The following is a 23,440-nucleotide window of genomic DNA, read 5'->3' on the forward strand; positions in this document are numbered from 1 at the left end:
GTGCTTCTAAAATCAAGAAGCAGATTCTTGAACTCAATGAAGTGTACGATTTTGAACGCATCGTCATTGGCATGGAAGCCACCAGCCTCTATAGCTTTCACCCTGCCATGTTCTTTCATGAAGACAGCGATTTAAAAGCTCTAAAGGTTGAAGTCTTGGTGGAACAGCCCAACAAAATCAAGAAGTACCGCGAAGCCTATTAAGATACAAAGTCCGTTAAAAAAGCGGGGCCCAACCGATGTGTTGTAAAACACGAGGGAAAGACAACTTTTTTCCGAGCTTTTAGGGCGTAATCAATTCATCAAGATACAAAGCCCGTGAAAAGAACAAAAGAAAAATGATGGTAAGCCAGAAATCTCTGATTTCGTCTGCGCACCCCTGCCAGGACGACAAAGCCTTCAGACGTGTAGGCCCGAAATCTTTGATTTCGCAGACGCCCCTCTGTCAGCCTGCAGCTCTTAGGGTGTGTTCAATTTAACAAAAATCGTGCAGTATTTTAGCATTAAAGTCCCAGTGCTTTTTTAAAGTTAGGGATAGAACGGCGGGAAACGAAAGTGTTTTGGCCAGTTTTAAAAATAACTTGTATGGTGCCTTTAAAACTGAGATTGAGTTCTTTAATCTGTTTGATATTGACAATTTCACTATAGGAGATTCTGATGAAATATTCAGGAAGCAGTTCTTCTAACTGATAAAGACGGTATTTAGACTGATAAATTGACTGCGCTGTTTCAATAAAGACTTTTTTATTTTCTGTGTAGAATCGGACAATCAGGTCAGGTTCCAGCAGATAAATTTTGCTGTTCCGGCTGCCATAAAGGTAATTACAGTCAGAATCTTGCTTTATAAAATCAATAATTCTCTGATTTTTAGGATTAATATGACTGAGATAGATTTTAATAAATGTCTCTTTGAGACTTAGATCTTTAATGATTTCAAGTTTCATTTTCAGTCCTCCTTTGTAATTAGTATAGTTGATTTTAGGAGGTTTTTCTAGGAACTTAGGACAAGTGGCCGTTTTAAGCGGCTAAGTGGCTTATTTTATGAGAAATGACACGGATATAAAGGGCTAAGGTGAGGAGGCTATCCTTTTTTTCATTTTTTTCCATTTTAGCTCGAAAAAGCCTGTATTTCAGTATTAAAATCTTGTTTAATTGCCGGGAATAAGTTATAATAAAGGATAAAGTTATTTAGAAAGAGGGTGTCAGTATGGGGTTTACAGATGAGACTGTCCGCTTTAACTTAGATGATAGTAATAAAAAAGAAATCAGTGAGACGCTGACAGCAGTTTACCGTTCTTTAGAAGAAAAGGGCTATAATCCGATTAACCAGATTGTTGGTTATGTATTGAGCGGCGATCCTGCTTATGTGCCGCGTTATAATGATGCCAGAAATCAGATTCGCAAGTATGAACGAGATGAAATTGTTGAGGAATTGGTTCGTTATTATCTCCAAGGAAATGGAATTGATCTGAAATGAGAATAATGGGTCTCGACGTGGGTTCGAAAACAGTTGGAGTCGCGGTCAGCGATCTTTTGGGCATGACAGCTCAAGGTCTGGAAATTATTAAAATCAATGAAGAAGCAGGGGAGTTTGGTTTTGACCGATTAAATGAGTTAGTAAAAGAATATAAGGTGGATAAATTTGTCATCGGTCTTCCCAAAAATATGAATAATACTAGCGGTCCGCGTGTTGCAGCCAGCAGAGCCTATGGTGATCAGCTAAAAAGCTTATTTAAGCTCCCGGTTGACTATCAAGATGAGCGTCTGACTACTATGCAGGCGGAACGGATGCTGGTTGAGGAAGCTGATCTTAGCCGCGGGAAACGAAAAAAAGTCATTGATAAAATTGCTGCTCAGCTGATTTTACAGAATTATCTTGATCGTAACTATTAAGACTGGAACCGGATGACTTTTAAATCTAAAAACAGATAGAATTGAGGAGAAATGAATGGCGCATAACCATAAGCATGAGCATGAAGTGATTACACTTGTTGATGAACAGGGAAATGAGACTTTATTTGAAATTTTGCTGACCATTGACGGACAGGAAGAGTTTGGAAAAAATTATGTTCTCTTAGTTCCGGCCGGTGCAGAAGAAGCTGATCAGGATGAAATTGAAATTCAGGCTTACTCCTACACCGAAAATGAGGATGGAACAGAAGGGGACCTGCAGCCGATTCCGGAAGATTCAGAGGCTGAATGGAATATGATTGAGGAAGTCTTTAACAGTTTTTTAGATGATAATTAATCGGTATTTTCAGCAGTTATCAATTTTGAGAAGAGCATAGCTCTTTTTTTATTGCTGAGAAGGATTGTGTCTCAGCTCTATGATAAATTGACTATACCGCATATTTTGATATACTGGAAGTAGACTAATCAAGGAGACATAGAGTAATGCCAAAAGAAAATGACTTGGCTAACAAGATATACAGCCGTGTTGAGCGTTATGATCAGAAAGAACCAGAGAAGAAGGTATCTGTTGCTAAATCTAAAAAGCCAAATACCAAGGTTTTAAACAAGTATAAATTTTCTATCTTGCTGTTCAGCCTCATTTTGGCTGTGTGTACAGTGGCTCTGCCCTTATTTGCTGATTTGGCAAACAATGTTCAGTCACAAAATCTTTACACTGGCCTAATGCTGACAAAGGGGGAACTTCCTTACACTGATATTTTTGCAACAGGTGGTTTCTTTTATTATGTCCTTATTGCTTTAGGCTATCTTTTAGGATCGACTGTCTGGTTAATTCCTGTACAGTTTTTAGCCATGTATATCTCAGGTATTTATCTTTATAAAATTATTAGATTTTTAACTGCCAGTGCGGAAGTAGCCTACAGTTTTATCTGTCTTTTTTACCTTTTAAACGGGACACTGGGTTTTGGAGGTTTGTACCCTGTACAGTGGGCGATGCCTTTTGTACTGATTGGTCTCTGGTTTCTGACTAAGTACTTTGCGGGAATAATTAGAGATGAAGCGTTTATTCTGTATGGCTTTGCCGGAGCACTCTCTATTTTATTTGAGCCTAGGACTTTGGTCTTCTGGGTTCTGTCCTTTTTGACTATTGCTGTCTATAATTTAGCACAGAGGCATATGGCCAGAGGCTTTTATCAGCTTTTATGCATTATTTTCGGTGTCATTTTAGTCATCTATTTTGCTGTCTATTTCCTTTTAAATCTTCAAATTTTATCAGCTTATATTGCACAGGCTGTTATCTATCAGTTTACTTTCTTTGCCAGCGGGAATGCCAACCTGTGGCTGTCTCTGCTTTTTCAGCTGTTTTTAGTTCTTGCTTCAGGTCTTCTTCTCGGAGTTTTTGCTCTGCCTAAAGAATTAGACAAGCAGTCAGAAGATAAGGTGATTAAATGGCTGATTTTGCTGGTCTTTTTGTGTGAAATCACAATGGCTTGTCTTGCTCAGGATTTTCAGTTTTATCATTTACTGAGTCTTCTGCCTTTTGGCCTTATCTTAACAGCTTTATGGATTAACAGAGCTTATCAGGCAAAGCGCAGACGCAGGTCGCACCGCCGTAAAAAAGCAACAGGTACCGGTAAAGTCTTTGGGCTTTTTTTCGCCCGCCATGCCTATTTGCCCCTGCTGGTTATTTTGCTGGCTTTTGCTCTGCCTTTAGGATCGTATGCGATCAGCTACCGTACGCATCAGGAGCGTCATACTGTTGCCAAATACCTTAAAAAAGCGGTATCTGATGATGGAACTGTCTATGTCTGGGATAGGACAGCCGGTATTTATTTGGCCGGAGAATTAAACAGCAGTTCGCAGTTTTCCTCACCGACCGTCTACACAGCAAAGGCATCCAATGCCAAAATTTTAGAAGATGAGCTGCTGCAAAATGGGGCCAGTTATGTCGTTGTCAATAACAGTCAGACCATATCTGAGACTTTGAGAAATCACCTGCTTGCTAATTATGAAGCCCTATCTATGGATGGTCTCTCTGCCTTTACTGTCTACCAGATAAAATAAGAAAAAAATCAATATGTTGTGTCTAAATAAAAAAATCGGCACAACATATTGATTTTTTTTTGCTGCGTGTTATAATAGACGAGTAAGGAGAAAAGATATGATTACACTGGAAAAAGAAAAAATTGTTACGCAGCCAAGTATTAAAGTCATCAAACGTGATGGCCGTCTGGTAGCTTTTGATGCTAATAAAATTTATAGTGCGCTTTTAAAAGCCAGCAATACTGTGACAAAAATTTCGCCGCTTGTAGAAGCTAAGTTAGAGGCAATATCAGATCGCATCATAGCTGAGATTTACGAGCGTTTTAGTGATGATATCAAAATCTATGAAATCCAGAATATTGTTGAGCATGAGCTTCTGGCTGCAGGTGAATATGCTATTGCCAAAGAGTATATCAATTACCGGACTCAGCGTGATTTTGAGCGTTCTCAGGCTACAGATATTAATTTTACGATTGATAAGCTGATTAATAAAGATCAAACTGTCGTTAATGAGAATGCCAATAAAGACAGCGATGTTTTCAATACCCAGCGTGACCTTACTGCCGGCATTGTCGGAAAGTCGCTCGGTCTGAAAATGCTGCCGCCTCATGTCTCCAATGCCCATCAAAAGGGGGACATTCATTATCATGATTTAGACTACAGTCCTTATACACCGATGACAAACTGCTGTCTGATTGATTTTAAGGGAATGCTGGCCAATGGTTTTAAAATCGGCAATGCAGAGGTGGAAAGTCCTAAATCTATCCAAACTGCGACAGCACAGATTTCGCAAATTATTGCCAATGTGGCTTCCAGCCAGTACGGCGGTTGTTCAGCTGACCGTATTGATGAAACGCTGGCTCCCTACGCTGAGCTCAATTATCAAAAACATCTTCGGGATGCAGAAGCATGGGTGCTGGAAGATAAGCGTCAAGAGTATGCGCGTGCCAAAACGAAAAAAGATATTTATGATGCTATGCAGTCCTTAGAATATGAAATTAATACTTTGTTTACTTCTAATGGTCAGACACCTTTCACTTCACTTGGTTTTGGTCTGGGGACATCCTGGTTTGAACGTGAAATCCAAAAAGCAATTCTCAATATTCGTATTAAAGGGCTTGGCAGCGAACACAGAACAGCTATTTTCCCTAAACTGATTTTTACCTTAAAACGCGGCCTGAATTTAGAGCCGGGAACGCCTAACTATGACATTAAAGAGTTAGCCATTGAATGTGCAACTAAGCGGATGTATCCGGATGTCCTTTCCTATGATAAAATTGTTGATTTAACAGGTTCTTTTAAGGTTCCTATGGGCTGCCGCTCTTTCCTGCAAGGCTGGAAAGATGAAGAGGGCAATGAAGTCAACTCCGGCCGTATGAATTTGGGTGTTGTGACTGTCAATCTGCCGCGTATTGCCATGGAAGCAAATGGTGATATGGACAAGTTCTGGGAAATCTTTAATGAACGGATGGGGATTGCCAAAGATGCTCTTGTTTACCGTGTTGAACGTGTAAAAGAAGCAACTCCTTCAAATGCCCCTATCCTTTACCAATATGGTGCTTTCGGTCAGCGTCTTGGCAAGTATGATAATGTTGATGAGCTCTTTAAACATCGTCGTGCGACCGTTTCTCTCGGTTATATCGGACTTTATGAAGTTGCTACGGTCTTTTACGGCGGTAATTGGGAAAATAATCCTGAGGCCAAAGCCTTTACGGTTAATATTGTCAAAGCTATGAAGAATTACTGTAATGACTGGTCAGATGAATATGATTACCATTTTTCTGTTTACTCTACGCCGTCAGAAAGTCTGACAGATCGCTTCTGTCGTCTGGATCTTGAGAAATTCGGTCCAGTGACTGACATTACAGATAAGGAATATTACACCAACTCTTTCCATTACGATGTGCGAAAAAATCCTACACCATTTGAAAAGTTAGATTTTGAAAAAGTGTATCCAGAAGCCGGAGCAACTGGCGGTTTCATCCATTACTGCGAGTACCCTGTGCTGCAGCAAAATCCTAAAGCGCTGGAAGCTGTCTGGGATTATGCCTATGATCGGGTAGGCTATCTTGGAACAAATACACCAATTGATAAATGTTATGAATGCGGTTTTGAAGGAGATTTTCAGCCAACTGAGCGCGGTTTTACCTGTCCTAACTGTGGAAACTGCGATCCCAAAACGGTCGATGTCGTTAAGCGCACCTGTGGTTATTTAGGCAACCCGCAGGCCCGTCCGATGGTTAACGGCCGTCATAAGGAAATTTCGGCACGAGTTAAACATATGAATGGCTCGACGATTAAAAATCCAGGCCAATAAACAAGCGATTTGGACATCCGGAAAAAGAGTATGAAGGCTTGGCTGGCATAAAAAATTGGCCTGCTGTCCTGTTTCTAAATTAAATACAGCTTGAAATTACCTGCCGGATGGGCTTCTCTGACTGGAGGAGGTTTCCTAACTTTTGCTTAGCAAGGGATGAGGGTTCCCAGTAAACTGCTGTGTTTTAATAAAGAATATCTTGTCAGAGTCTGGGAGATTTTTGTCCCAGACCCTTCTTATCTAGAAAAAGACAGAGAACAGAAGCGTGTAACCAGACAAAAAATCCTGCCCGGGTGTCTTTGCTGGAATTTCAACATATAGGTATATACAGCAAGCAAGGCCTAAGATTGTTTCAGGCGAAAGCACAAAAAGATGAGGAGACTGCGATGCTTAATATTGGAATTGTTGGTTTAGGCGGAATTGCACAGAAAGCTTATTTGCCTTATATGCGCCAGCTTTCCGGGATTTACTGGCATCTCTTTACCAGAAAGGAAAAGGTGTTAGAGGAGACCTCGGCTCTCTTTGGTCAGGCCAAAGGCTATGATTCCTTGGAGGAGCTGGCAAGGGCTCCCTTAGATGGTGTTTTTGTTCATGCGGCGACTGAGGCTCATAGGACAATAGCAGAGCTTTTTCTCAAACGCAGTATTCCGGTGTACATGGATAAACCCTTGACGGAGTCTTATGAGACCAGTAAAGCTCTTTATGATTTGGCAGCAAAAAATGGGACATTTTTGATGGCAGGCTTTAATCGGCGTTTTGCACCTAGAATTGCTGAAATGAAAACTGTTTCAAATAAAACTCAGATTATCGCTAGCAAAAACGATGTCAATGCACCGGCTGATTTCCAGTATAAGCTCTTTGATCTTTTTATTCATCCTTTGGATACAGTTCTTTTCCTTATGGATCAGCAGCCGGTAAGCGGTTATTTCAGTTGCAAGAAGCAAGATGACAAACTGATTCAAGTTAAGGTTATTCTTGAAAGTAAGGCCGAATTTGCGGAGGCTTCTATGAATTTGCAGGCAGGTTCTCGTAAAGAAAATATTGAAATACAATGTCCACAAGGGACATACAGCCTAGTTAACTTGACAGAGCTGTCAATCTACCAAGGTGATGAGATCTATAGCAAAGCTTTCGGGTCTTGGGCGTCAACTCTTTATAAAAGGGGGTTTGAGGGAGCTGTTGATAGCTTTTTACAAGTTCTCAAAGACTGTAAAGAAGGTGTCAAGGATTTTGACAATCCTGTAAAGGAGCAGTCAAGTTTACTCAGTCACTGGATCTGCGATCAAATTAATCGGTCTGCACATAATTCTGGAAATCTCAGTGTCATTTTACCAAAATAGAAAGGGTAGGTATGCAGCTCAGACGCCCCAATCAAGCAGATAAAGAAGCTGTTTTAGATTTAATGACAGAATTTAGCCAAACCGGATCAGTGCATGATGGCGGCTTTTGGGAGGCTGACAGCTTTGATTATGATAATTGGCTGGAAAATAACCTGCAAAGTGAGATGGGAATTAATATCCCAGAGCATTTTGTACCGGCTATCCAGTTTGTTTCTTTTGACGAAACTGGCAGAGCCTTAGGCTTTTTGCATTTACGTTTGCGGCTTAATGATTATTTGCTCAATCAGGGCGGCCATATTGGTTATTCGATTCGCCCGTCCGAGCGCGGCAAAGGATATGCTAAAGAGCAGCTGCGCTTAGGCCTGAAAGAAGCTGGAAAGAAAAATATCAATCCGGTACTCGTGACCTGTCATAAAACTAATGATGCCAGCCAAAAAATTATATTGGCTAACGGCGGCATTTACGAAGATACAAGAGAAGCGGTAGAACGTTTCTGGATTCATTTATAAGGCAGTAGCCATCCGGAGGTCAGTCTCCTATTTTTGCTGTGAGCTTTAGATGACCTTTGTATCTTGTTGGAATTGAACACGGCCTAAACGCTTCGGGAAAAAGATAGCCTGACCTCGAATCTTTATGATTCATCAGTCAGTCCCCTATTTTCCTTTTGCGTTCTTCACGGCCTTTGTATCTTGTTATAAGGAGGTGATGGTGGTGAGTGAGGCAACTTGGAATACTCCGAAGCCAAAAGAGTGGAAATCAGAAGAATTGAGTCAGGGGCGCATTATCGATTATAAGGCTTTTAACTTTGTCGATGGTGAAGGGGTTCGAAATTCATTGTATGTCTCTGGCTGTATGTTTCATTGTCAGGGCTGCTATAATGCGGCAACCTGGTCTTTTAAAGCCGGCATTCCTTATACGCAGGAGCTCGAAGAGCAGATTATGGAGGATTTGGCCCAGCCTTATGTTCAGGGGCTGACGCTTCTTGGCGGTGAACCCTTCTTAAATACTGGTATCCTTTTGCAGCTTATTAAGCGTGTCCGCAGAGAACTTCCTGCAAAGGATATCTGGTCTTGGACCGGTTATACCTGGGAAGAATTAATGGAAGAAACACCTGATAAGCTTGAAATGCTTCGTTTGGTTGATATCTTAGTCGATGGACGTTTTGATATAAAGAAAAAGAACCTGATGCTGCAGTTTCGTGGGTCATCTAATCAACGGATTATTGATGTTCAAAAGTCTCTGGAGGCTGGACAGGTTGTTATTTGGGACAAACTTAATGACGGTGAAGAAAACTTCGAACAGGTCAGCCGTGATAAGCTTATTTGATAGTATCCCATAGAATAAATTTCCACAGCCTGTTGACAATTCAGTTCTGTAAACGATATTTTTACTGAAATATAAAAACCACCTAAAATAAGGTTAAAATGGCCTTGTTTTAGGTGGTTTTTTGCATATTGGAAGCAGCTGCTGCTTTGATAAAAACCAGCTGTTTGTTTGTGGATAAATGGGGACAGTAAGAAAAGCCAAAAAAATTTAATCCTTTGAGTTCTTCTACAGTTTGGCAGTTTTTCTTAAGGGCCTGAGTTAAAAACTGTCCGCGTGCTTTTTTAGAAATGGTTGAATGCTTTTTTAAGTGCCCGCCCTTTTCTTCCATGAACTCAAGGCTGATAAACTGTTTTCTTTGCTCAGGTGAGAAAACAGCTGTAAATTCAGCTGAGATCAGAGAGATGATAATATCCTGTTTTTGAGCAAAATGGTCATATTCAGCGCGCCAATAATTTTTTAAAGAGGAGTCCTCAATCTTTAATTTCAGGTTAAAATCTAAGCGGTGGGGGACAATCGGCTGTTCAGCGGGAATTACCCCATATAAAGCTGAGGTAATATAAACACGGCTTAACCTCTCCTGCTTGGCAGTAAAGTCAGTTTTAATCTGACGGTACATGAGTCCATTGAATAATTCAATTGCAGGGTAGGCAGCAGCTTTCCCTGTTTGGGCAGCCTGCCAATGTTCAAATTCAAGAAGGGCAGCAGCCGGCTGGATTTGGTACAGCTCAGCCAGCTCTTCAGGGGATTTTTTGCTGAGATATGTAATGAGGGTTTGTGTTTTAACTGAAGCATGGTGTGGATAGGTCTGCTCAGGAGCAGCCATTTCTTTTGCTGTGGGGATTAAAAATGTCAACATAGCTCTATTATAAAAATCAGCGGTAAGGCTTGTCAAATAATTGCTTTCAGATATAAAGAACGGGCATGTCAGTCTTTTGTTTTTTGGCAGTACTGCTCATACAATTGGCTGATAGCCTCACGTCTGTTGACATTTAGTTTGACATAAATATTGTGAATATGGGTTTTTACTGTTCCTAAAGATAAAAATAAGGCATCTGCAATTTCCTGATTATGCCGATGTTCAAGGAGGAGCAGAAAAATTTCTTTTTCTCTTTTAGTCAGCTGGTAGTCTTGACAAAAAGCATCGATATAGCGCTTAGCTTGTTCTTCTTCAGAGAGTTTCCTTTTTTCTGTCTGCTTATAGAGAGGATAGTCTCTTATCAGATAGTAAATGGTAAAAACGCTGGCACAAACGGAAAAGAGAACTTCGGAAAAATTGCGGTTTTGAATGCGCATATCCAGACGATCGTAATTATCGATATTAAAAATCACAAAACTGTCCTCTAAGAAAATGAAAAAGGCAGACAGAGCCATCAGCAAAGCTATCTTCTTCAAATATTTTTGTCCGACTTGACTGACAGAGACTGTACTTTTTTGGGCAGCTAAAAATCCATAATAAGCTAAAAACAGCTGATTGGGCAGATAGTAGAGATAGACTTGTATTTGTGAACTAGGAAACAGAGGCATGATAAGCATCCAGACAGCATTTCCTGCCAATATGCTATAGTCAGCAGTCAGCGGTTTTTCCTGCCGCAAAAGCCTGATTATTAAGAGCATGCAATAGTTTCTTACAAGAAAAATGACGGTTTTAATAAAGGAAAGTCCTGAAAAGGTTTGATTATAATATTTTTCAAAGGAAGCAATCAGCTCTGTCATGGAAATGATCCAATTATCCAGAGTAAAAAAGATAAAGAATACGGCTAAGGCCAACAGTATTTTCTTGATACGCTGGTTCCGCTCAAAAAGGAAGTTATGGAAACACAGTGCCAGAGTGATAGCATACAGAATAGTCAGCAAAAGATTACAAATGTAAATCAAAGTCATACAGCATCACCTCCTATCCTTTACTACTACCTAAATTATATCACAGACAAATAAACTCTTTAGGTTGAACCTTATAAACCTTGGTCTAAACCTTTTGTAAACCCTTTCTTGGATTAGCCTTTTTCTGTATTTTGAGATTAGATCTCAAAGATTATTGTAAACGCTTTCTCATTAGCTGTATACTCTTGCTGAAAGTTGTCAATTGATGTAATAGGAGGGCAGTGATTATGACGAAAACAGATTATATTACAACAGAAAACTTCAGCAAAGAGGAGCTGCTGAGCATAGCTGATTTATCTCTTAAGATTAAGGTCTGCATTAAAAACGGTTATTATCCTCCCTTGCTCAGGCATAAAACGCTAGGCATGATTTTTCAGCAGTCTTCCACCCGAACGCGTGTTTCATTTGAAACAGCAATGACGCAGCTTGGAGGGCATGCCCAGTATCTGGCTCCCGGGCAGATTCAGCTCGGCGGCCATGAGACAATTGAAGATACAAGCACTGTTTTATCCCGTTTAGATGATATTTTAATGGCGCGTGTAGAGCGCCATCAAAGTGTTGTTGATTTAGCGCGCTGTGCCTCTGTTCCGGTGATTAACGGGATGTCAGACTATAATCATCCGACTCAAGAGCTCGGCGACTTATGTACGATACTGGAACATTTACCGGCCGGTAAAAAATTAGAAGACTGTAAGGTTGTCTTTGTAGGCGATGCGACTCAGGTCTGCTTTTCACTTGGCTTGATAACAACTAAAATGGGAATGGAATTCATTCATTTCGGCCCGAAAGGTTTCCAGCTAAACGAGAAGCATAGGGCTGTATTAGATGATATTTGTGCACAATCCGAAGGCCGGTATACTGTCACGGATAATGAAGAAGCCGTTACAGGAGCCGATTTTCTCTATACTGACGTGTGGTACGGCCTATATGAGGCTGAACTGTCAGAAGAGGAGCGTATGCAAATTTTTTATCCTAAGTATCAAGTCAATCAGACCCTCTTAAATAAAGCCGGCAGCCAGTGTCAATTTATGCACTGCCTGCCTGCCACTAGGGGTGAAGAAGTGACAGATCAAGTTATTGACGGTCCGCAGTCTATCTGCTTTGATCAGGCAGAAAACCGCCTGACTTCAATTCGCGGTTTATTGGTATATTTGATGCGGGATTTTGCACAGCGAAATCCTTATGATACAGCAAAACAGAATAAAGCTAAATTAGAGCTGGAAGAGCTGCTGTCATAAGCAGTCCAAACAGCTGTAAAGGAAAATAGCAGAGAATTTGCTGTTTTAACTACTGTTAAAAGTCAGCACATCCCCTGACCTTCTCCTTCAAGCTGCAGGAAAGGACAATTTTATGGGAAAAAAGAAAAAATTTAGTTTGTTCAGTGCGGTACTGTCTGTTATTTGTGTAGTTTTTGTTGCTGAGGCAGCTGCTCCGGTAGCTGCGATTGGAAATTCCCAGTTCTTTTGGTGGACTTTCCTTCTACTGGCTTTTCTCCTTCCTTACGGCTTAATTGCTGCTGAGTTAGGGACAAGCTATATTGGAGAAGGCGGTATCTACGATTGGGTAACGAAGGCTTTCGGTCATAAATGGGGATCGCGGGTTTCTTGGTATTACTGGATTAATTATCCTCTCTGGCTGGCTTCATTGGCTGTTATGACACCTGGTTTAGTGACCACTATTACTGGTTTTCAATTTACAGCATTATCAGCGCTGGTTTTAGAGCTGCTGTTTATTTGGCTTATTGTCTGGATTAGTTTTTATCCGGTGAGTGACAGTATCTGGATTTTAAACGGAGTGGCCCTCATCAAGATGATTTTAGCTTTATTGGTCGGTGGACTGGGACTTTATGTTGCTTTCACTAAAGGAATGGCAAATGAAATGACGCTTGCTTCTCTGATGCCTTCTTTTAATTTGAACAGTCTGTCTTATATCTCTGTTATCATTTTTAATCTGCTGGGCTTTGAAGTTATCTGCACCTTTGCAGATGATATGGAAAATCCTAAAAAACAAATTCCTCAGTCGATTATTGTAGCAGGTTTGGTGATTGCGGCTATCTATATCTTTTCTGCCTTTGGTATTGGTGTTGCTATTCCTGTAGAGGAAATTTCTACAAGCAGCGGCATGATGGATAGCTTTCAGTTGCTGACTGGTTCAAGTACAGGCTGGTTTATTATCCTGATGGCCTTTTTATTCCTGCTGACCCTTTTTGGCAATATGATTTCTTGGTCTCTGGGAGTTAACAATACAGCATCCTATGCAGCACAAAACGGAGATATGCCGGCTTTCTTTGCTAAAAGAAGTACAAAAAACAATATGCCTGTTGGCGCAGCAATTGCTAATGGTTTAGTTGCCAGTTTGGTTGTGGCTGTGGCTCCGCTGCTGCCTAATCAGGATTTATTCTGGTCCTTTTTCTCACTGAATTTAGTGATGTTTTTACTGTCTTACGTACCAGTCTTTCCGGCCTTTTATAAATTAAGAAGGATCGATCCCGATCATCCTCGTCCTTTTAAAGTTGGTGGCAGCAAACTTCTGTTAAAATTCTTGGTTATTGTGCCCATGCTGTTAATTATCATTTCTCTTATTTTTACAGCACTGCCTCTATCCTTTGATTCTGCCACCCTAGCTTCTCAGCTGCCGATTACCATCGGCTCGATTATTTTTATCCTCGCTGGAGAAGTCATTATCCTGATTAAAAAAATAAAAAAATAATGGACAAAATAAAGAAGCGGCCTGAAAACTTAAAAGAGCTGCCGTGCCACACTTGCCGGCTCATCTTATTATAAGGAACTTTGTATCTTATTTGAACTGAACACGCCCTAAGAGCTGTGCAAAAAAGACAGCCCTCCCTTGAGTCTTTAGTGACTCGGCGGTCAGGCTCCTATTTTTGCTTTGCTCTTTTGACGGGCTTTGTATCTTATTTGGAGGAAAATGATTATGGCAAAACGTGTATTAAATACAACTCCCAAGCAAGATGGCTTCCGGATGCCGGGAGAATTTGAAGAACAGCAGCAAGTCTGGATGATTTGGCCGGAACGGCCGGACAACTGGCGAAACGGTGCAAAGCCAGCTCAGAAAACCTTTGTTAATGTTGCTAAAGCAATCAGCCGCTTTGAACCGGTAACAATGTGTGTCAGTGCCGCCCAGTATCAAAATGCCCGAGTACAACTGCCGGCAGAGATACGTTTGGTTGAAATGGCTTCAGATGATTCTTGGGTGCGGGACTGTGGTCCAACCTTTCTGGTTGATGATAAAGGGGATTTGAGGGCTAATGACTGGGTTTTTAATGCCTGGGGCGGTTTAGTTGACGGACTTTATTTTCCTTGGGACAAGGATGATCAAGTGGCACAGAAAATTTGTGAAATTGAAGGTGTGGATTCCTATCGAACAGATAACTTTGTGCTGGAGGGCGGCTCTATTACTGTAGATGGCGAAGGAACACTTATTACGACTGAAATGTGCTTGCTGAGTGAAGGGCGCAATCCCCATATGAGTAAAGCTGCTATTGAAGATAAACTGAAAGAGCATCTAAATCTCGAAAAAATTATTTGGATCAAAGATGGCATAGACCCTGATGAAACAAATGGGCACATTGACGATGTGGCTTGTTTTATCAAACCTGGAGAAGTAGCTTGTATCTACACAGAAGATAAGAATCACCCTTTTTATGCAGAAGCTCAGGCAGCCTATCAAACTTTGATCAACGCCGTAGACGCTAAAGGCCGTCAGCTCAAAGTGCATAAACTGTGTGTTACTCAAAAACCGTGCTATCTTAAGGGAGCAGATACAATTGATTTTGTTGAGGGAACCCTGCCGCGCAAAGAAGGTGAGCTGTCCATTGCTTCCTATATGAACTTTTTGATTGTTAATGGCGGTATTATTTTACCTCAATATGGTGACGAAAATGATGGACTGGCTATGCAGCAAGTTGCGGCTATGTTTCCGGGCCGCAGTGTAGTCGGTGTCAGAACGGAAGAAATTGCTTATGGCGGCGGTAATATTCACTGTATTACTCAGCATCAGCCTAAAATTTGAGAAAAGGACAGTTTGCAAGCTTTTAAGGTCTCACTAATTCTTTACAATGTTTCTCATGACAATCAGCAGGCTATTTGATACCTAATCTCTAAAAATTTAGCATACCGCCTGCTTCCCTTACTTAAAAAATAAAAGAGAGAAGAAAATGATGGTAAAACGAAGAATTGTTATTGCTTTAGGGGGGAATGCGATTTTGTCTGCTGACAGCTCAGCTGAGGCACAGCAGCAGGCTTTGGCCAATACAGCAAAGCATCTGGTGGACTTTATTAAAAACGGGGATGACATTATTATCACTCATGGCAACGGACCGCAAGTCGGTAATCTTTTGCTGCAGCAGAAAGCTGCAGATTCCCCCGAAAATCCAGCCATGCCTTTAGATACTTTAGTCGCCATGACAGAAGGCAGCATCAGTTACTGGCTGCAAACAGCTCTTATTAATGAGTTAAACCGTCAGGGAATTGATAAAAATGTTGCCTCACTTGTTACCGAAATTGTTGTAGACCCTAATGATCCGGCTTTTACTGCCCCATCAAAACCAATTGGTCCTTTTTTAAGCAAAGAGGAGGCAGCTGAGCAGCAAGAGAAAACAAAAGATATTTTCAAGGAAGATGCCGGCAGAGGCTGGCGTAAAGTCGTTCCCTCACCCAAACCGATCAGCATTAAAGAAACGGCTACTATTAAAAAGCTTCTTGAAGCCGGTACCATTGTTATTACAGCCGGCGGCGGGGGAATACCGGTTGTTGAAGATCAAAAAACAGGGAATGTATCCGGTATTGAGGCCGTAGTAGATAAAGATTTTGCCAGCAGCTTGCTGTCTGATTTAATTGCTGCTGATTTATTTATTCTCTTGACTGGTGTAACGCATGTCTATGTTAATTTTAATACCCCCAAGCAAAAGAAACTGGAGACAGTAACAATCGATGAACTCCAAGACTATATTGCTGAAGGGCAGTTTGCATCAGGCAGTATGCTGCCTAAAGTAGAGGCTGCCATGGCCTTTGTTGAGTCACATCCCCAAGCACAGGCAATCATCACTTCCTTAGATAATCTAGCCAATATTTTTACAGGGTCAGGAACAGTCATTGTTAAGGGAGAATAACCGATTTCTCATTGATTTTTCCTATAATCCTTCAATCCTTCAAATTTAAACCTGTTGTCTCTATGAGATGTCATTTTTATCTAATAAATATCCGTTTTTTCTGTAAAGAAAGGGTTCAAAAGTCGCAACAAACATTAGGCATATAGCAAAGATATTCAGCTAATCCAGTGGCTAAAGAACTGATATCACTGCTGTTAGCTTTGTTTTCAAGTCAGATGAAGAGTTTTTACAATAATGGAAATAAAAGAACTCTGAGAATGTTGACAAAAACCTTTAATTGAGATATAATTTTAACGCTATATACGAAGTACAGAGCGGTATAATAGTAATAAACATTAATTAAAAGAGGTTTATGATGAAAAAAAGCAAGCTAATGACAGCAGTGGCATCTCTGCTATTTATGTCAGCACTTCTGCTTGCTGGCTTTTGGCTTAAAAGTCAGCAAGTCTCTGCTGCAGCTCAGGATAATGTCATTACATCCTTAAGTATTACTGATGAACGCGGGGTTGTTTTAGACCATGGCTTAAATCGTTATGAAAGATTTAGGATTAATGCTAATTTCAGCCTGCCGAACGGCCAAGTAAAAGCTGGAGACACCACAACGATGCATCTGCCGACGAACCTAGCCTTTGGTGACTCAAAAGCATTTGAAATTCGTGATACTGATGGCAATGTTGTAGCAAATGCAGTGATCGACCCTTCCAGCAGACAGGTTGTACTGACTTACACAGACTATGTGGAAACTCATTCAGACATAACAGGATCATTCTTTTTCTATGCTTATGTTAACCACAATGTGGTGACGCAAGCAGGGACAGTCCCGGTTGTGATGGATATAGAAGGCAAAACATTTGATGCAGGTTCTGTAGAGTATAACGGTGTCGGAGAGGCAAGGCAGACAACACTGACAAAATCTGGCTGGATCAGCTCTGACGATGTTATTCACTATCAAGTGCCGATTAACCGTGCCGGTGTTGGCCTTTTATCAGCTGTTGTGACGGACAGTTTACAGTCAGTCGGAGTCAGCTATCTGCCTGAGACATTAAAAATTGAAAAAGGAACCTGGGTAGCACAGAACGGAAGCTGGGTCTTTCAAAACGGAATTGATGTGACCAGTGACTTTACAGTTAATTATACTGAAGACGGCAGGGGATTCTCTATTGATTTTGGGAATATTAATCCAGAAGATGGATATTATCTCACTTATGATGTTGTACCGTCTTACAAGCCGGCAGATGGGGAAAACTTTTTCAACAGGGCCATTCTGGTAGCAAACGGGACTGAATTAGCCCGTGTCAATTACCGAGAAACTTATAAAGAAGCCGGCGGCAGTGCAGAAGGTTATGTTTATTCTATTAATCTGCGTAAAACAGCTGCTGATGGTTCTGCTCTTTCAGGCGCTATTTTCAGAGTAACACGCGATGCTAACGGTGAAGTCCTTGGTGATTATGGAACTGATTCAGAGGGCAATGTGACTATTACTGGTCTGCTAAAAGGGGACTATACGATCACAGAAATACAAGCCCCTGATGGTTACCAGCCCTTAGCTGAACCGATTAAAATTTCAGAAAATGATTTTGGCAGTGACAAATCTGTGTCGAGGGATATTGTTAACGAACCTGTTGTGACGACGACCACTACAGAAGCAACAACGACAGAAAGCCCTACTACGACCACTACCGCAGCATCAACAACAACGGCTGCAGCGACGACAACAGAAAGTCCGACGACAACTGCACAGTCTACAACAGAAAGTGCAACGACCACAGCTGTTCCGACTAGCACGACAACGACAACAACTACACAGTCTACAACGACTACTGTTCAGTCTACAACAGAAAGTACAACGACCACAGCTGATCCAACTAGCACGACGACTACAACGACCACGACAACAGAAAGTCCGACAACAACTAGCACAACGACTACGACTTCAGGAGAAACAACTACGCCTGCCGACAGCCAAGAATCGAGCACTAATACAACACCTGCCCCGGTTACAAGCACAAGTGCAGATAAAGGCGGCAAGGGTAAGAAAAAACTGCCAAGCACAGGTGAGCAGGAAAATACAGTTGTTATTTTAGCAGGCGTTGCTGTACTTTCCGTAGCAGGATTGTTCTTGGTCAATCGTAAAAAAGAAGCCTAAAATAAGAGAGAACAGCAGTTAAAGTATCTAATGAAGAAGAATCTGAGTTAAAAACTCGGATTCTTTTTTTATTAAGACACAAAGCCCGTCAAAAGAGCAAAAAAATGGCGGTAAGCCAGAAATCTATGATTTCGTTTGCGCCCCCTGCCAGAACGACTAGGGAGTGGGACAGAACCCCAGACCAGAAAGTTCGTTGTCCCACCCCCGCAAAGCCTAGTAGGCAATTTAAAGCTTTGAAAAAGTGAATAAAGTGCCACTAGGCTACTGCGTCTTGCACATAACACTATAACAAACATTAAGGCCTATTTTTAAAATCGCCCTTCAGACGTTTACGGCTGGCGGTAACTAGGTAACGATACTGATTTCCAGCCCCCTTACTCTCCCTTTTCTAGGTTCGGGCTGACATCATCCACTGGATGATGTCACTGCATAGCCCTTAGGGTGTATTCAATTATTAGAAAAAGCTTTAAAAAGAAAAGTGCTTGCATAAGCAGCCGTCTTGAAGGTCGAAGTCCTGATTAAAAAAGCAGCTGATGACTATTTTGAACAATAAATAAGATTTAAATGTTATTTCATTTGAAAAAAAGTTCAAATCCCTTGACTTTACAGGGGGGTATATAATATTGTTAGTCGTTTATGATGCTAAAGTGAAAAGCTAATAAGGAGTTGCACAGTTGAACAAATGTGTTTTTTGTTAATTTTAAATTAAGTTGTTGAAATTTTATAATGTTAATGATAGAATAATCTAGTAAGGTTAGATTGAAGACATTCTTTATAGAATTTTCTTTGTGAAGAGACAAAGATGTAAAGTTGCCTCTTTTCATGTTATACCGCCAAACTCAAGAAAATATGTTAGAGAATTTCTAACCCCTTGTCTTCAGTCTAATCTTTTTTTATGAGATAAAATGAAAAAATCAACTATCTAATTTTTTAATAGAGATTAAATGGGGAAAATTAGAGGGCAAAAGTGAAACTACTAAGAAAAGTTAAAAAATACTGGGTGGCTGTTTCTATCGGGGCAATTGCTGTAATCCTGCCTTCCAATGTAAGCACAGTCAGTGCTGAAGTGACCCAAAATCCAGAAAATATTCCGACTGATACTGTAGCATCTGCTGTCTATGCATCTGAGACCGAAAGAGCTGCCGAAAATTCGGAAACAATAACAGTTCCTGAAGTGTCTGACCTAGTATCTACAGATCAGAAAACAGCCGAAGCAGTGAGTGACAGCACTGCTGACACTGTCTCAGTGCTGCCTGCCTCTTTTAACACAGGATCTTCAGAAGTTTTGAACACCCACAATACAGCTGATGAAGCTGCTCTCCAAGAAAAGGCCGCTCCTGTTATTTCCGGGGAAAATACCTCTGTTAAACTCCTTAATGCTGTAACTGCTGATAATCGGACAGTTGTTAGTCAGCCTGCTTCCGAAAATGCTTATACTGTAAAATATGATGAAAACAACCAATGGTACTATATTGATGCTATCGATTTTGGTTTAAATGTCCAAGACAGCGGAGACGATACAGCAGCTATTAACAAAGCCTTAGCAGCTGCTAACGATATCATTATGGAGGATGCTGATGGGAACCACTATACAGGTGTTGCAGTTAAATTAACAGGTGTTGTCAATGTCGCTCGGGAACAAGGTGTGATTGATCACTATGAGCTGCGTACTTATGGCGACGGCATTTCCTATCTTGTAAACGGAGTAGCGATTTCCGGAATAAATGATACCAAGAGTATAACAGAATCGGAATACAAACAGCTGGCAGTGGACAGCGATGGTTTAATCTCCTATGTAGCGGCAGATGGTACTGTCCAAATGGGGGTTATCCTTCCAATTTATAAACAAGATGGGGGCTTCAATCAAATTAAGATTGATTCTGACTTTTCAAATGTAACGGCTCTATTTGGGGACGGAGCGGGAAGTACAGATATTCGTACCAATCTTGTTCAGCTTGGAGAACCTTGGAATTCTGATGACAATGATACTGACAGCCGTGACCATGCAGTCGTTTTAGTTGAAGGACTTGACGGTTTTATTATTAAAGATTTATCTGTAACAATTAAAGGTTTAGATGAAGCTTTTGGCAACGGCAATGATGGTTTTTATGTTAAAGGGATGCCTTACTATGGTAAAGTTAATGCCATTCAAATAGATGATTCCAGTAATGTTACAGTGGATAATGTTGAGGCATTCGGAGCAAATAAGGCCGGTATCTATTTCACATCATCCTATAATAGTGTATCGAATATTCAGCTGGATGCCGATACGTGGAATGGGAAAAATTTTGGGACGACTAAATTACGGTCAGTTAATTATTTAGTCAGCCATAATGCAGAAGGCTACAGTTTTGACAGCCTTCATTTAGGCGTTAATAATAAAGTCATCAATAGTAATTTACATACTAATCGAGTTGCCGGAGTCCAATTTGCCTACCAAACAAGTTTTCTTGTTGAAGGGACTACACTTTCAGAGAACGGTCATTATCTAAGCGGAAGTACAGGCTATGGTGTTGCATCTTCTGCCGGTTCTTATAACTCTCAAATTGTTTTCCGTGATAATGTGTCAACATATAATTACCGAAAAGGATTTGATATTCATGACGGTGATTATATCTTGATTGAAAATAACATTTCTTATGGGGACAGGCTGCTGGGGATATCAGTTTATAACAGGACCTATCCTATGGAAAATGTGATTATTCGAAACAATGTCGTGACTCAGGATAAGGACAACCGCTTAGCTCAAAATGATTTGACAGCTGATGGCAGTTTTTCATCAAATTCAGATTATAAACAATATGAAGCTATTCATCTTCAGACAAATGAAAAAGCCGGAGACTTAAGCAAAGACGGCAGTGTTGGTTACTTTGAGATCAGTAATAATATCATTCAAGGATTAGATGCATCGGGGACCTTGTCCAATGGGGAAAATTATGTGACTAATGCTGTCATGGTGCGGATGCAGGAGCCTTATTTAGATTACCTTCTTAATATTAATAATAATACGATTCAAGGCGACAGCGCATCCACCATTTTAAAAATTATTAGCAGTGCCAATGACAATCTTAATAATTCCGGCAGTCAGACTGACACTACTGCTTTTGCCAATGGTTTAGGCTACGGATCGGGAGCTGTGAATATCAGCGGCAACAAGGTGAATGTCGGGACAGTTACTGGTGAACCGGATAAAAGTCTTTCACCTATCCATATCTCAGAAGACATAATGAATACGCTTATCAGGGACATTGATGATAAGGATTATGCCTATCAGGATAAGTTCAGAGGTTCTCTGGTTATTGAAAATAATGAATTCAATTTTGGCAATACCAATGTTAGCGGCAACACTTATACGGTAGCTCCTGTCAGCATAGCAACAAATGCAGAAGGGATTGTCATAAAAGATAATACTTTTGATTTTGGCAGTGTTAATCAGTCTTATACTTCTAATGCAGGGATGCAAAAGCCCTTGATTCAAGTTTCAGGGTTAAACGGTCCGACTGTTCAGCCGGCGGTTAACCATCTGGCAATAAATACTTCTATTCAAGCATCGAATTTGCCAAGTACACTGCGTTATACTCAGCCGTTTGTCTTTCTGAATAACGATATCAGTATTACTGATATCAGTTACCATGCCAGAGGTCAAAATCTTCCGATGCGCGTTTTGACTTCGACTTCTGTGATTCGTTATATTGACAATAACACATTTACATCTCGGACAGAAATAAATGTCAATCCGGTCGAAGAAGCTTCGGATGCTAATGGTAATACAGTTTATGAGACAGCAAAAATAGAAAAAGCCAATCCTGCAGGCGAGTTAAACAGCAGAGTATATAATTTAGCTGTTGAACGCTTTTCAACAGAGGATCCGTCCCTGATTTCTTCAATAAGCGAAACGCTTGAGCGTGAGACAATCTATATTAATGACAGTAATTTAGCTGCCGGAGAAATGATTGTTGATGCTGAAGGGCAGGACGGGATAAAACAGGTTGATACATATGCTGTCGGTATTAATAACACAGTTTACGATGCCAGAGGTGATATTAATGTTTATGACCCTTATCCAAGTTTAAAAACAAGATTTTTTACTTTGGAGAATTTGGAAGATGCCAATGATAATAACCGGGTCTTAGGATTACAGCGCGGAGATTACATCACCACGAACGGAGAGAATCTCGTTGCCTCAAAGACTTACCACTATCTCTCCTCGGCAAATGAGACGCTGACTGCCGATATTTCCTATAGTTATGCTAATATGCCGGTAATGCTCGCAGATGATACTGTTTATACCTATACAGAAGAAACAGTTTTGGCACCGGCTTTCGCCCGAGTGGTTCGCATCGGCACAAATACAAGTACCGCTGTAGGTATCGTTGAGACAGAGATTATTCCATTTGAAACTGTCTACATTGAGTCTGATAGCCTTTTTGACGGAGAAACAGTGATGGATACAGCTGGTGTTGACGGTGAGAGAGTACTGATTTACCGCGAAATACGTGATACAGATGATGCCAGTGTTTTAGGTGACAGAGTTTTGGTTTCCACTACTGTTACACAGCAACCAGTCAATGAGATTATTCTTATTGGAGCTAAAGCCTTGATGTCAGCAGTTGAGCGTATCGAAACAAGGAGTCTTCCGTACACAAGTATTGTTCAAGAAACAGCTGAGCTGTTTCTTGGGGAAAGCAGGCTTCAGACTGCAGGTGCTTACGGAGTAGAAGTAACTGTTTACCGTGATGTGGTTGACAACCGTACAGGAGAAATTATTTCTACTGAAGTCATTAACTCTTCTGTTACAGTCGAACCTGTTGATGAAATCATTATGGTGGGAACTAGAAGCAGGCAGACCGCTCCTGTTGTGAGAACCGTGACTGAAACGATTCCATACGGCAGATACTTCATAGAAGATAGTAGCTTGCCTGCTGGTCAAGAGCTGGTTCAGGTAGTCGGCCAAAATGGGGTCCGTACCCTTGTTTATCACGAGATGTATGATGAACAAGGCAATCTGCTATCCTCAGTTCTTGTATCCAGTAAAATAACGGCCGAAGTCATTGATGAAGTGGTATTAATTGGCAGCAAAGCTGAACAGCAGGCAGTTCCTGCCGAGCAGATAGCTGAAACTGCTCAAAGGGAAGAGAAAGTATCTTATCAGATCTCATCAATCCAAACAGAAGGAGAAACAGCAGCCTTTGACAGGACCCTCCCTGCTACTGGAGACTCTTCAAATCCAGCTGCATTATTAGGCTTTTTAATAGCCGGTCTAGGCTTCTCTTATATTCCGCGTAAGAGGAAAAAGTAAAAATGAGGGAAGTCTGATAAACCGGGCATAAAAAGTTTATTAAATAT

At 40.9% G+C, this 23,440-nt stretch carries 17 protein-coding genes and 1 pseudogene; 15 read left to right on the forward strand and 3 right to left on the reverse strand.

Translation table 11 applies throughout. The features are described from left to right. A pseudogene (locus tag AB3329_RS04415) lies at positions 1 to 200 on the forward strand (IS110 family transposase); the annotation flags it as partial. 302 nt (positions 201 to 502) lie between these two features. Here the strand turns inward: AB3329_RS04415 and AB3329_RS04420 are convergent. Beyond that, positions 503 to 943 carry a LytTR family DNA-binding domain-containing protein gene (locus AB3329_RS04420; RefSeq protein ID WP_368394537.1) on the reverse strand — a complete coding sequence of 147 codons (441 nt, stop codon included), beginning with the start codon at positions 941 to 943 and terminating at the stop codon, positions 503 to 505. Between the two features lie 263 nt (positions 944 to 1,206). Here AB3329_RS04420 and AB3329_RS04425 point away from each other — a divergent pair, with 263 nt between their 5' ends. The 8 genes from AB3329_RS04425 to nrdG all read left to right on the forward strand — a co-directional run bounded on the left by AB3329_RS04425 (position 1,207) and on the right by nrdG (position 8,936). Then, positions 1,207 to 1,476, forward strand: coding sequence for an IreB family regulatory phosphoprotein (locus tag AB3329_RS04425; protein ID WP_067064526.1), 270 nt, complete (start codon positions 1,207 to 1,209; stop codon positions 1,474 to 1,476). After that, positions 1,473 to 1,892, forward strand: a complete 420-nt coding sequence (gene ruvX, locus AB3329_RS04430) for a Holliday junction resolvase RuvX (protein WP_368394538.1) — start codon at positions 1,473 to 1,475, stop codon at positions 1,890 to 1,892. The genes AB3329_RS04425 and ruvX overlap by 4 nt, the downstream gene beginning before the upstream one ends. A 55-nt stretch (positions 1,893 to 1,947) precedes the next feature. Beyond that, positions 1,948 to 2,247 carry a DUF1292 domain-containing protein gene (locus tag AB3329_RS04435; protein WP_368394539.1) on the forward strand — a complete coding sequence of 100 codons (300 nt, stop codon included), beginning with the start codon at positions 1,948 to 1,950 and terminating at the stop codon, positions 2,245 to 2,247. Between the two features lie 146 nt (positions 2,248 to 2,393). Next, positions 2,394 to 3,974 carry a glycosyltransferase family protein gene (locus AB3329_RS04440; protein WP_368394540.1) on the forward strand — a complete coding sequence of 527 codons (1,581 nt, stop codon included), beginning with the start codon at positions 2,394 to 2,396 and terminating at the stop codon, positions 3,972 to 3,974. A gap of 97 nt (positions 3,975 to 4,071) precedes the next feature. Continuing rightward, positions 4,072 to 6,270: an anaerobic ribonucleoside-triphosphate reductase gene (nrdD, locus tag AB3329_RS04445; RefSeq protein WP_368394541.1), complete on the forward strand. Its 2,199-nt coding sequence runs from the start codon at positions 4,072 to 4,074 to the stop codon at positions 6,268 to 6,270. 386 nt (positions 6,271 to 6,656) lie between these two features. After that, positions 6,657 to 7,610 carry a Gfo/Idh/MocA family protein gene (locus AB3329_RS04450; RefSeq protein ID WP_368394542.1) on the forward strand — a complete coding sequence of 318 codons (954 nt, stop codon included), beginning with the start codon at positions 6,657 to 6,659 and terminating at the stop codon, positions 7,608 to 7,610. Between the two features lie 11 nt (positions 7,611 to 7,621). Continuing rightward, positions 7,622 to 8,119 (forward strand): GNAT family N-acetyltransferase, encoded by a 498-nt coding sequence (locus AB3329_RS04455; protein WP_368394543.1) that lies wholly within the window; start codon positions 7,622 to 7,624, stop codon positions 8,117 to 8,119. A gap of 202 nt (positions 8,120 to 8,321) precedes the next feature. Then, complete coding sequence (gene nrdG / locus AB3329_RS04460; RefSeq protein ID WP_368394653.1) at positions 8,322 to 8,936, forward strand: anaerobic ribonucleoside-triphosphate reductase activating protein; 615 nt, start codon at positions 8,322 to 8,324, stop codon at positions 8,934 to 8,936. A 109-nt stretch (positions 8,937 to 9,045) separates the two neighbouring features. On the opposite strand, the gene yaaA is transcribed toward nrdG, so the two are convergent. Then, entirely contained in the window at positions 9,046 to 9,792 is a 747-nt protein-coding gene (yaaA, locus tag AB3329_RS04465; protein ID WP_438272893.1) for a peroxide stress protein YaaA, read from the reverse strand. 68 nt (positions 9,793 to 9,860) lie between these two features. Next, a complete protein-coding gene (locus AB3329_RS04470) occupies positions 9,861 to 10,817 on the reverse strand; it encodes a LuxR C-terminal-related transcriptional regulator (RefSeq protein WP_368394544.1) in 957 nt (318 codons plus the stop codon). Positions 10,818 to 11,041: 224 nt separating this feature from the next. Here AB3329_RS04470 and ptcA point away from each other — a divergent pair, with 224 nt between their 5' ends. The 6 genes from ptcA (at position 11,042) to AB3329_RS04500 (ending at position 23,393) form a co-directional block, all read left to right on the forward strand. Continuing rightward, positions 11,042 to 12,055: a putrescine carbamoyltransferase gene (gene ptcA, locus AB3329_RS04475; RefSeq protein WP_368394655.1), complete on the forward strand. Its 1,014-nt coding sequence runs from the start codon at positions 11,042 to 11,044 to the stop codon at positions 12,053 to 12,055. Between the two features lie 112 nt (positions 12,056 to 12,167). Beyond that, positions 12,168 to 13,526, forward strand: coding sequence for an APC family permease (locus AB3329_RS04480; protein WP_368394545.1), 1,359 nt, complete (start codon positions 12,168 to 12,170; stop codon positions 13,524 to 13,526). 225 nt (positions 13,527 to 13,751) lie between these two features. Beyond that, positions 13,752 to 14,849, forward strand: a complete 1,098-nt coding sequence (gene aguA, locus AB3329_RS04485; protein WP_368394546.1) for an agmatine deiminase — start codon at positions 13,752 to 13,754, stop codon at positions 14,847 to 14,849. Between the two features lie 148 nt (positions 14,850 to 14,997). After that, positions 14,998 to 15,948 carry a carbamate kinase gene (gene arcC / locus AB3329_RS04490; RefSeq protein ID WP_368394656.1) on the forward strand — a complete coding sequence of 317 codons (951 nt, stop codon included), beginning with the start codon at positions 14,998 to 15,000 and terminating at the stop codon, positions 15,946 to 15,948. A 352-nt stretch (positions 15,949 to 16,300) separates the two neighbouring features. Further along, positions 16,301 to 18,094, forward strand: coding sequence for an Ig-like domain-containing protein (locus tag AB3329_RS04495; RefSeq protein ID WP_368394547.1), 1,794 nt, complete (start codon positions 16,301 to 16,303; stop codon positions 18,092 to 18,094). 967 nt (positions 18,095 to 19,061) lie between these two features. After that, the gene (locus AB3329_RS04500; protein WP_368394548.1) at positions 19,062 to 23,393 is read left to right on the forward strand and encodes a G5 domain-containing protein; all 4,332 of its coding nucleotides are present in this window, start codon (positions 19,062 to 19,064) and stop codon (positions 23,391 to 23,393) included. The last annotated feature ends 47 nt before the right edge of the window (positions 23,394 to 23,440 follow it).

The sequence above is a fragment of the Streptococcus huangxiaojuni genome (assembly GCF_040930515.1).
GTDB lineage: Bacteria > Bacillota > Bacilli > Lactobacillales > Streptococcaceae > Streptococcus > Streptococcus huangxiaojuni.

Excerpts from the sequence above, each read along its gene's own strand:
- AB3329_RS04420 (WP_368394537.1), bottom strand. The coding sequence starts at position 943 with ATGAAACTTGAAATCATTAAAGATCTAAGTCTCAAAGAGACATTTATT.
- AB3329_RS04425 (WP_067064526.1), top strand. The coding sequence starts at position 1,207 with ATGGGGTTTACAGATGAGACTGTCCGCTTTAACTTAGATGATAGTAAT.
- ruvX (WP_368394538.1), top strand. The coding sequence starts at position 1,473 with ATGAGAATAATGGGTCTCGACGTGGGTTCGAAAACAGTTGGAGTCGCG.
- AB3329_RS04435 (WP_368394539.1), top strand. The coding sequence starts at position 1,948 with ATGGCGCATAACCATAAGCATGAGCATGAAGTGATTACACTTGTTGAT.
- AB3329_RS04440 (WP_368394540.1), top strand. The coding sequence starts at position 2,394 with ATGCCAAAAGAAAATGACTTGGCTAACAAGATATACAGCCGTGTTGAG.
- nrdD (WP_368394541.1), top strand. The coding sequence starts at position 4,072 with ATGATTACACTGGAAAAAGAAAAAATTGTTACGCAGCCAAGTATTAAA.
- AB3329_RS04450 (WP_368394542.1), top strand. The coding sequence starts at position 6,657 with ATGCTTAATATTGGAATTGTTGGTTTAGGCGGAATTGCACAGAAAGCT.
- AB3329_RS04455 (WP_368394543.1), top strand. The coding sequence starts at position 7,622 with ATGCAGCTCAGACGCCCCAATCAAGCAGATAAAGAAGCTGTTTTAGAT.
- yaaA (WP_438272893.1), bottom strand. The coding sequence starts at position 9,792 with ATGTTGACATTTTTAATCCCCACAGCAAAAGAAATGGCTGCTCCTGAG.
- AB3329_RS04470 (WP_368394544.1), bottom strand. The coding sequence starts at position 10,817 with ATGACTTTGATTTACATTTGTAATCTTTTGCTGACTATTCTGTATGCT.
- AB3329_RS04480 (WP_368394545.1), top strand. The coding sequence starts at position 12,168 with ATGGGAAAAAAGAAAAAATTTAGTTTGTTCAGTGCGGTACTGTCTGTT.
- aguA (WP_368394546.1), top strand. The coding sequence starts at position 13,752 with ATGGCAAAACGTGTATTAAATACAACTCCCAAGCAAGATGGCTTCCGG.
- arcC (WP_368394656.1), top strand. The coding sequence starts at position 14,998 with ATGGTAAAACGAAGAATTGTTATTGCTTTAGGGGGGAATGCGATTTTG.
- AB3329_RS04495 (WP_368394547.1), top strand. The coding sequence starts at position 16,301 with ATGATGAAAAAAAGCAAGCTAATGACAGCAGTGGCATCTCTGCTATTT.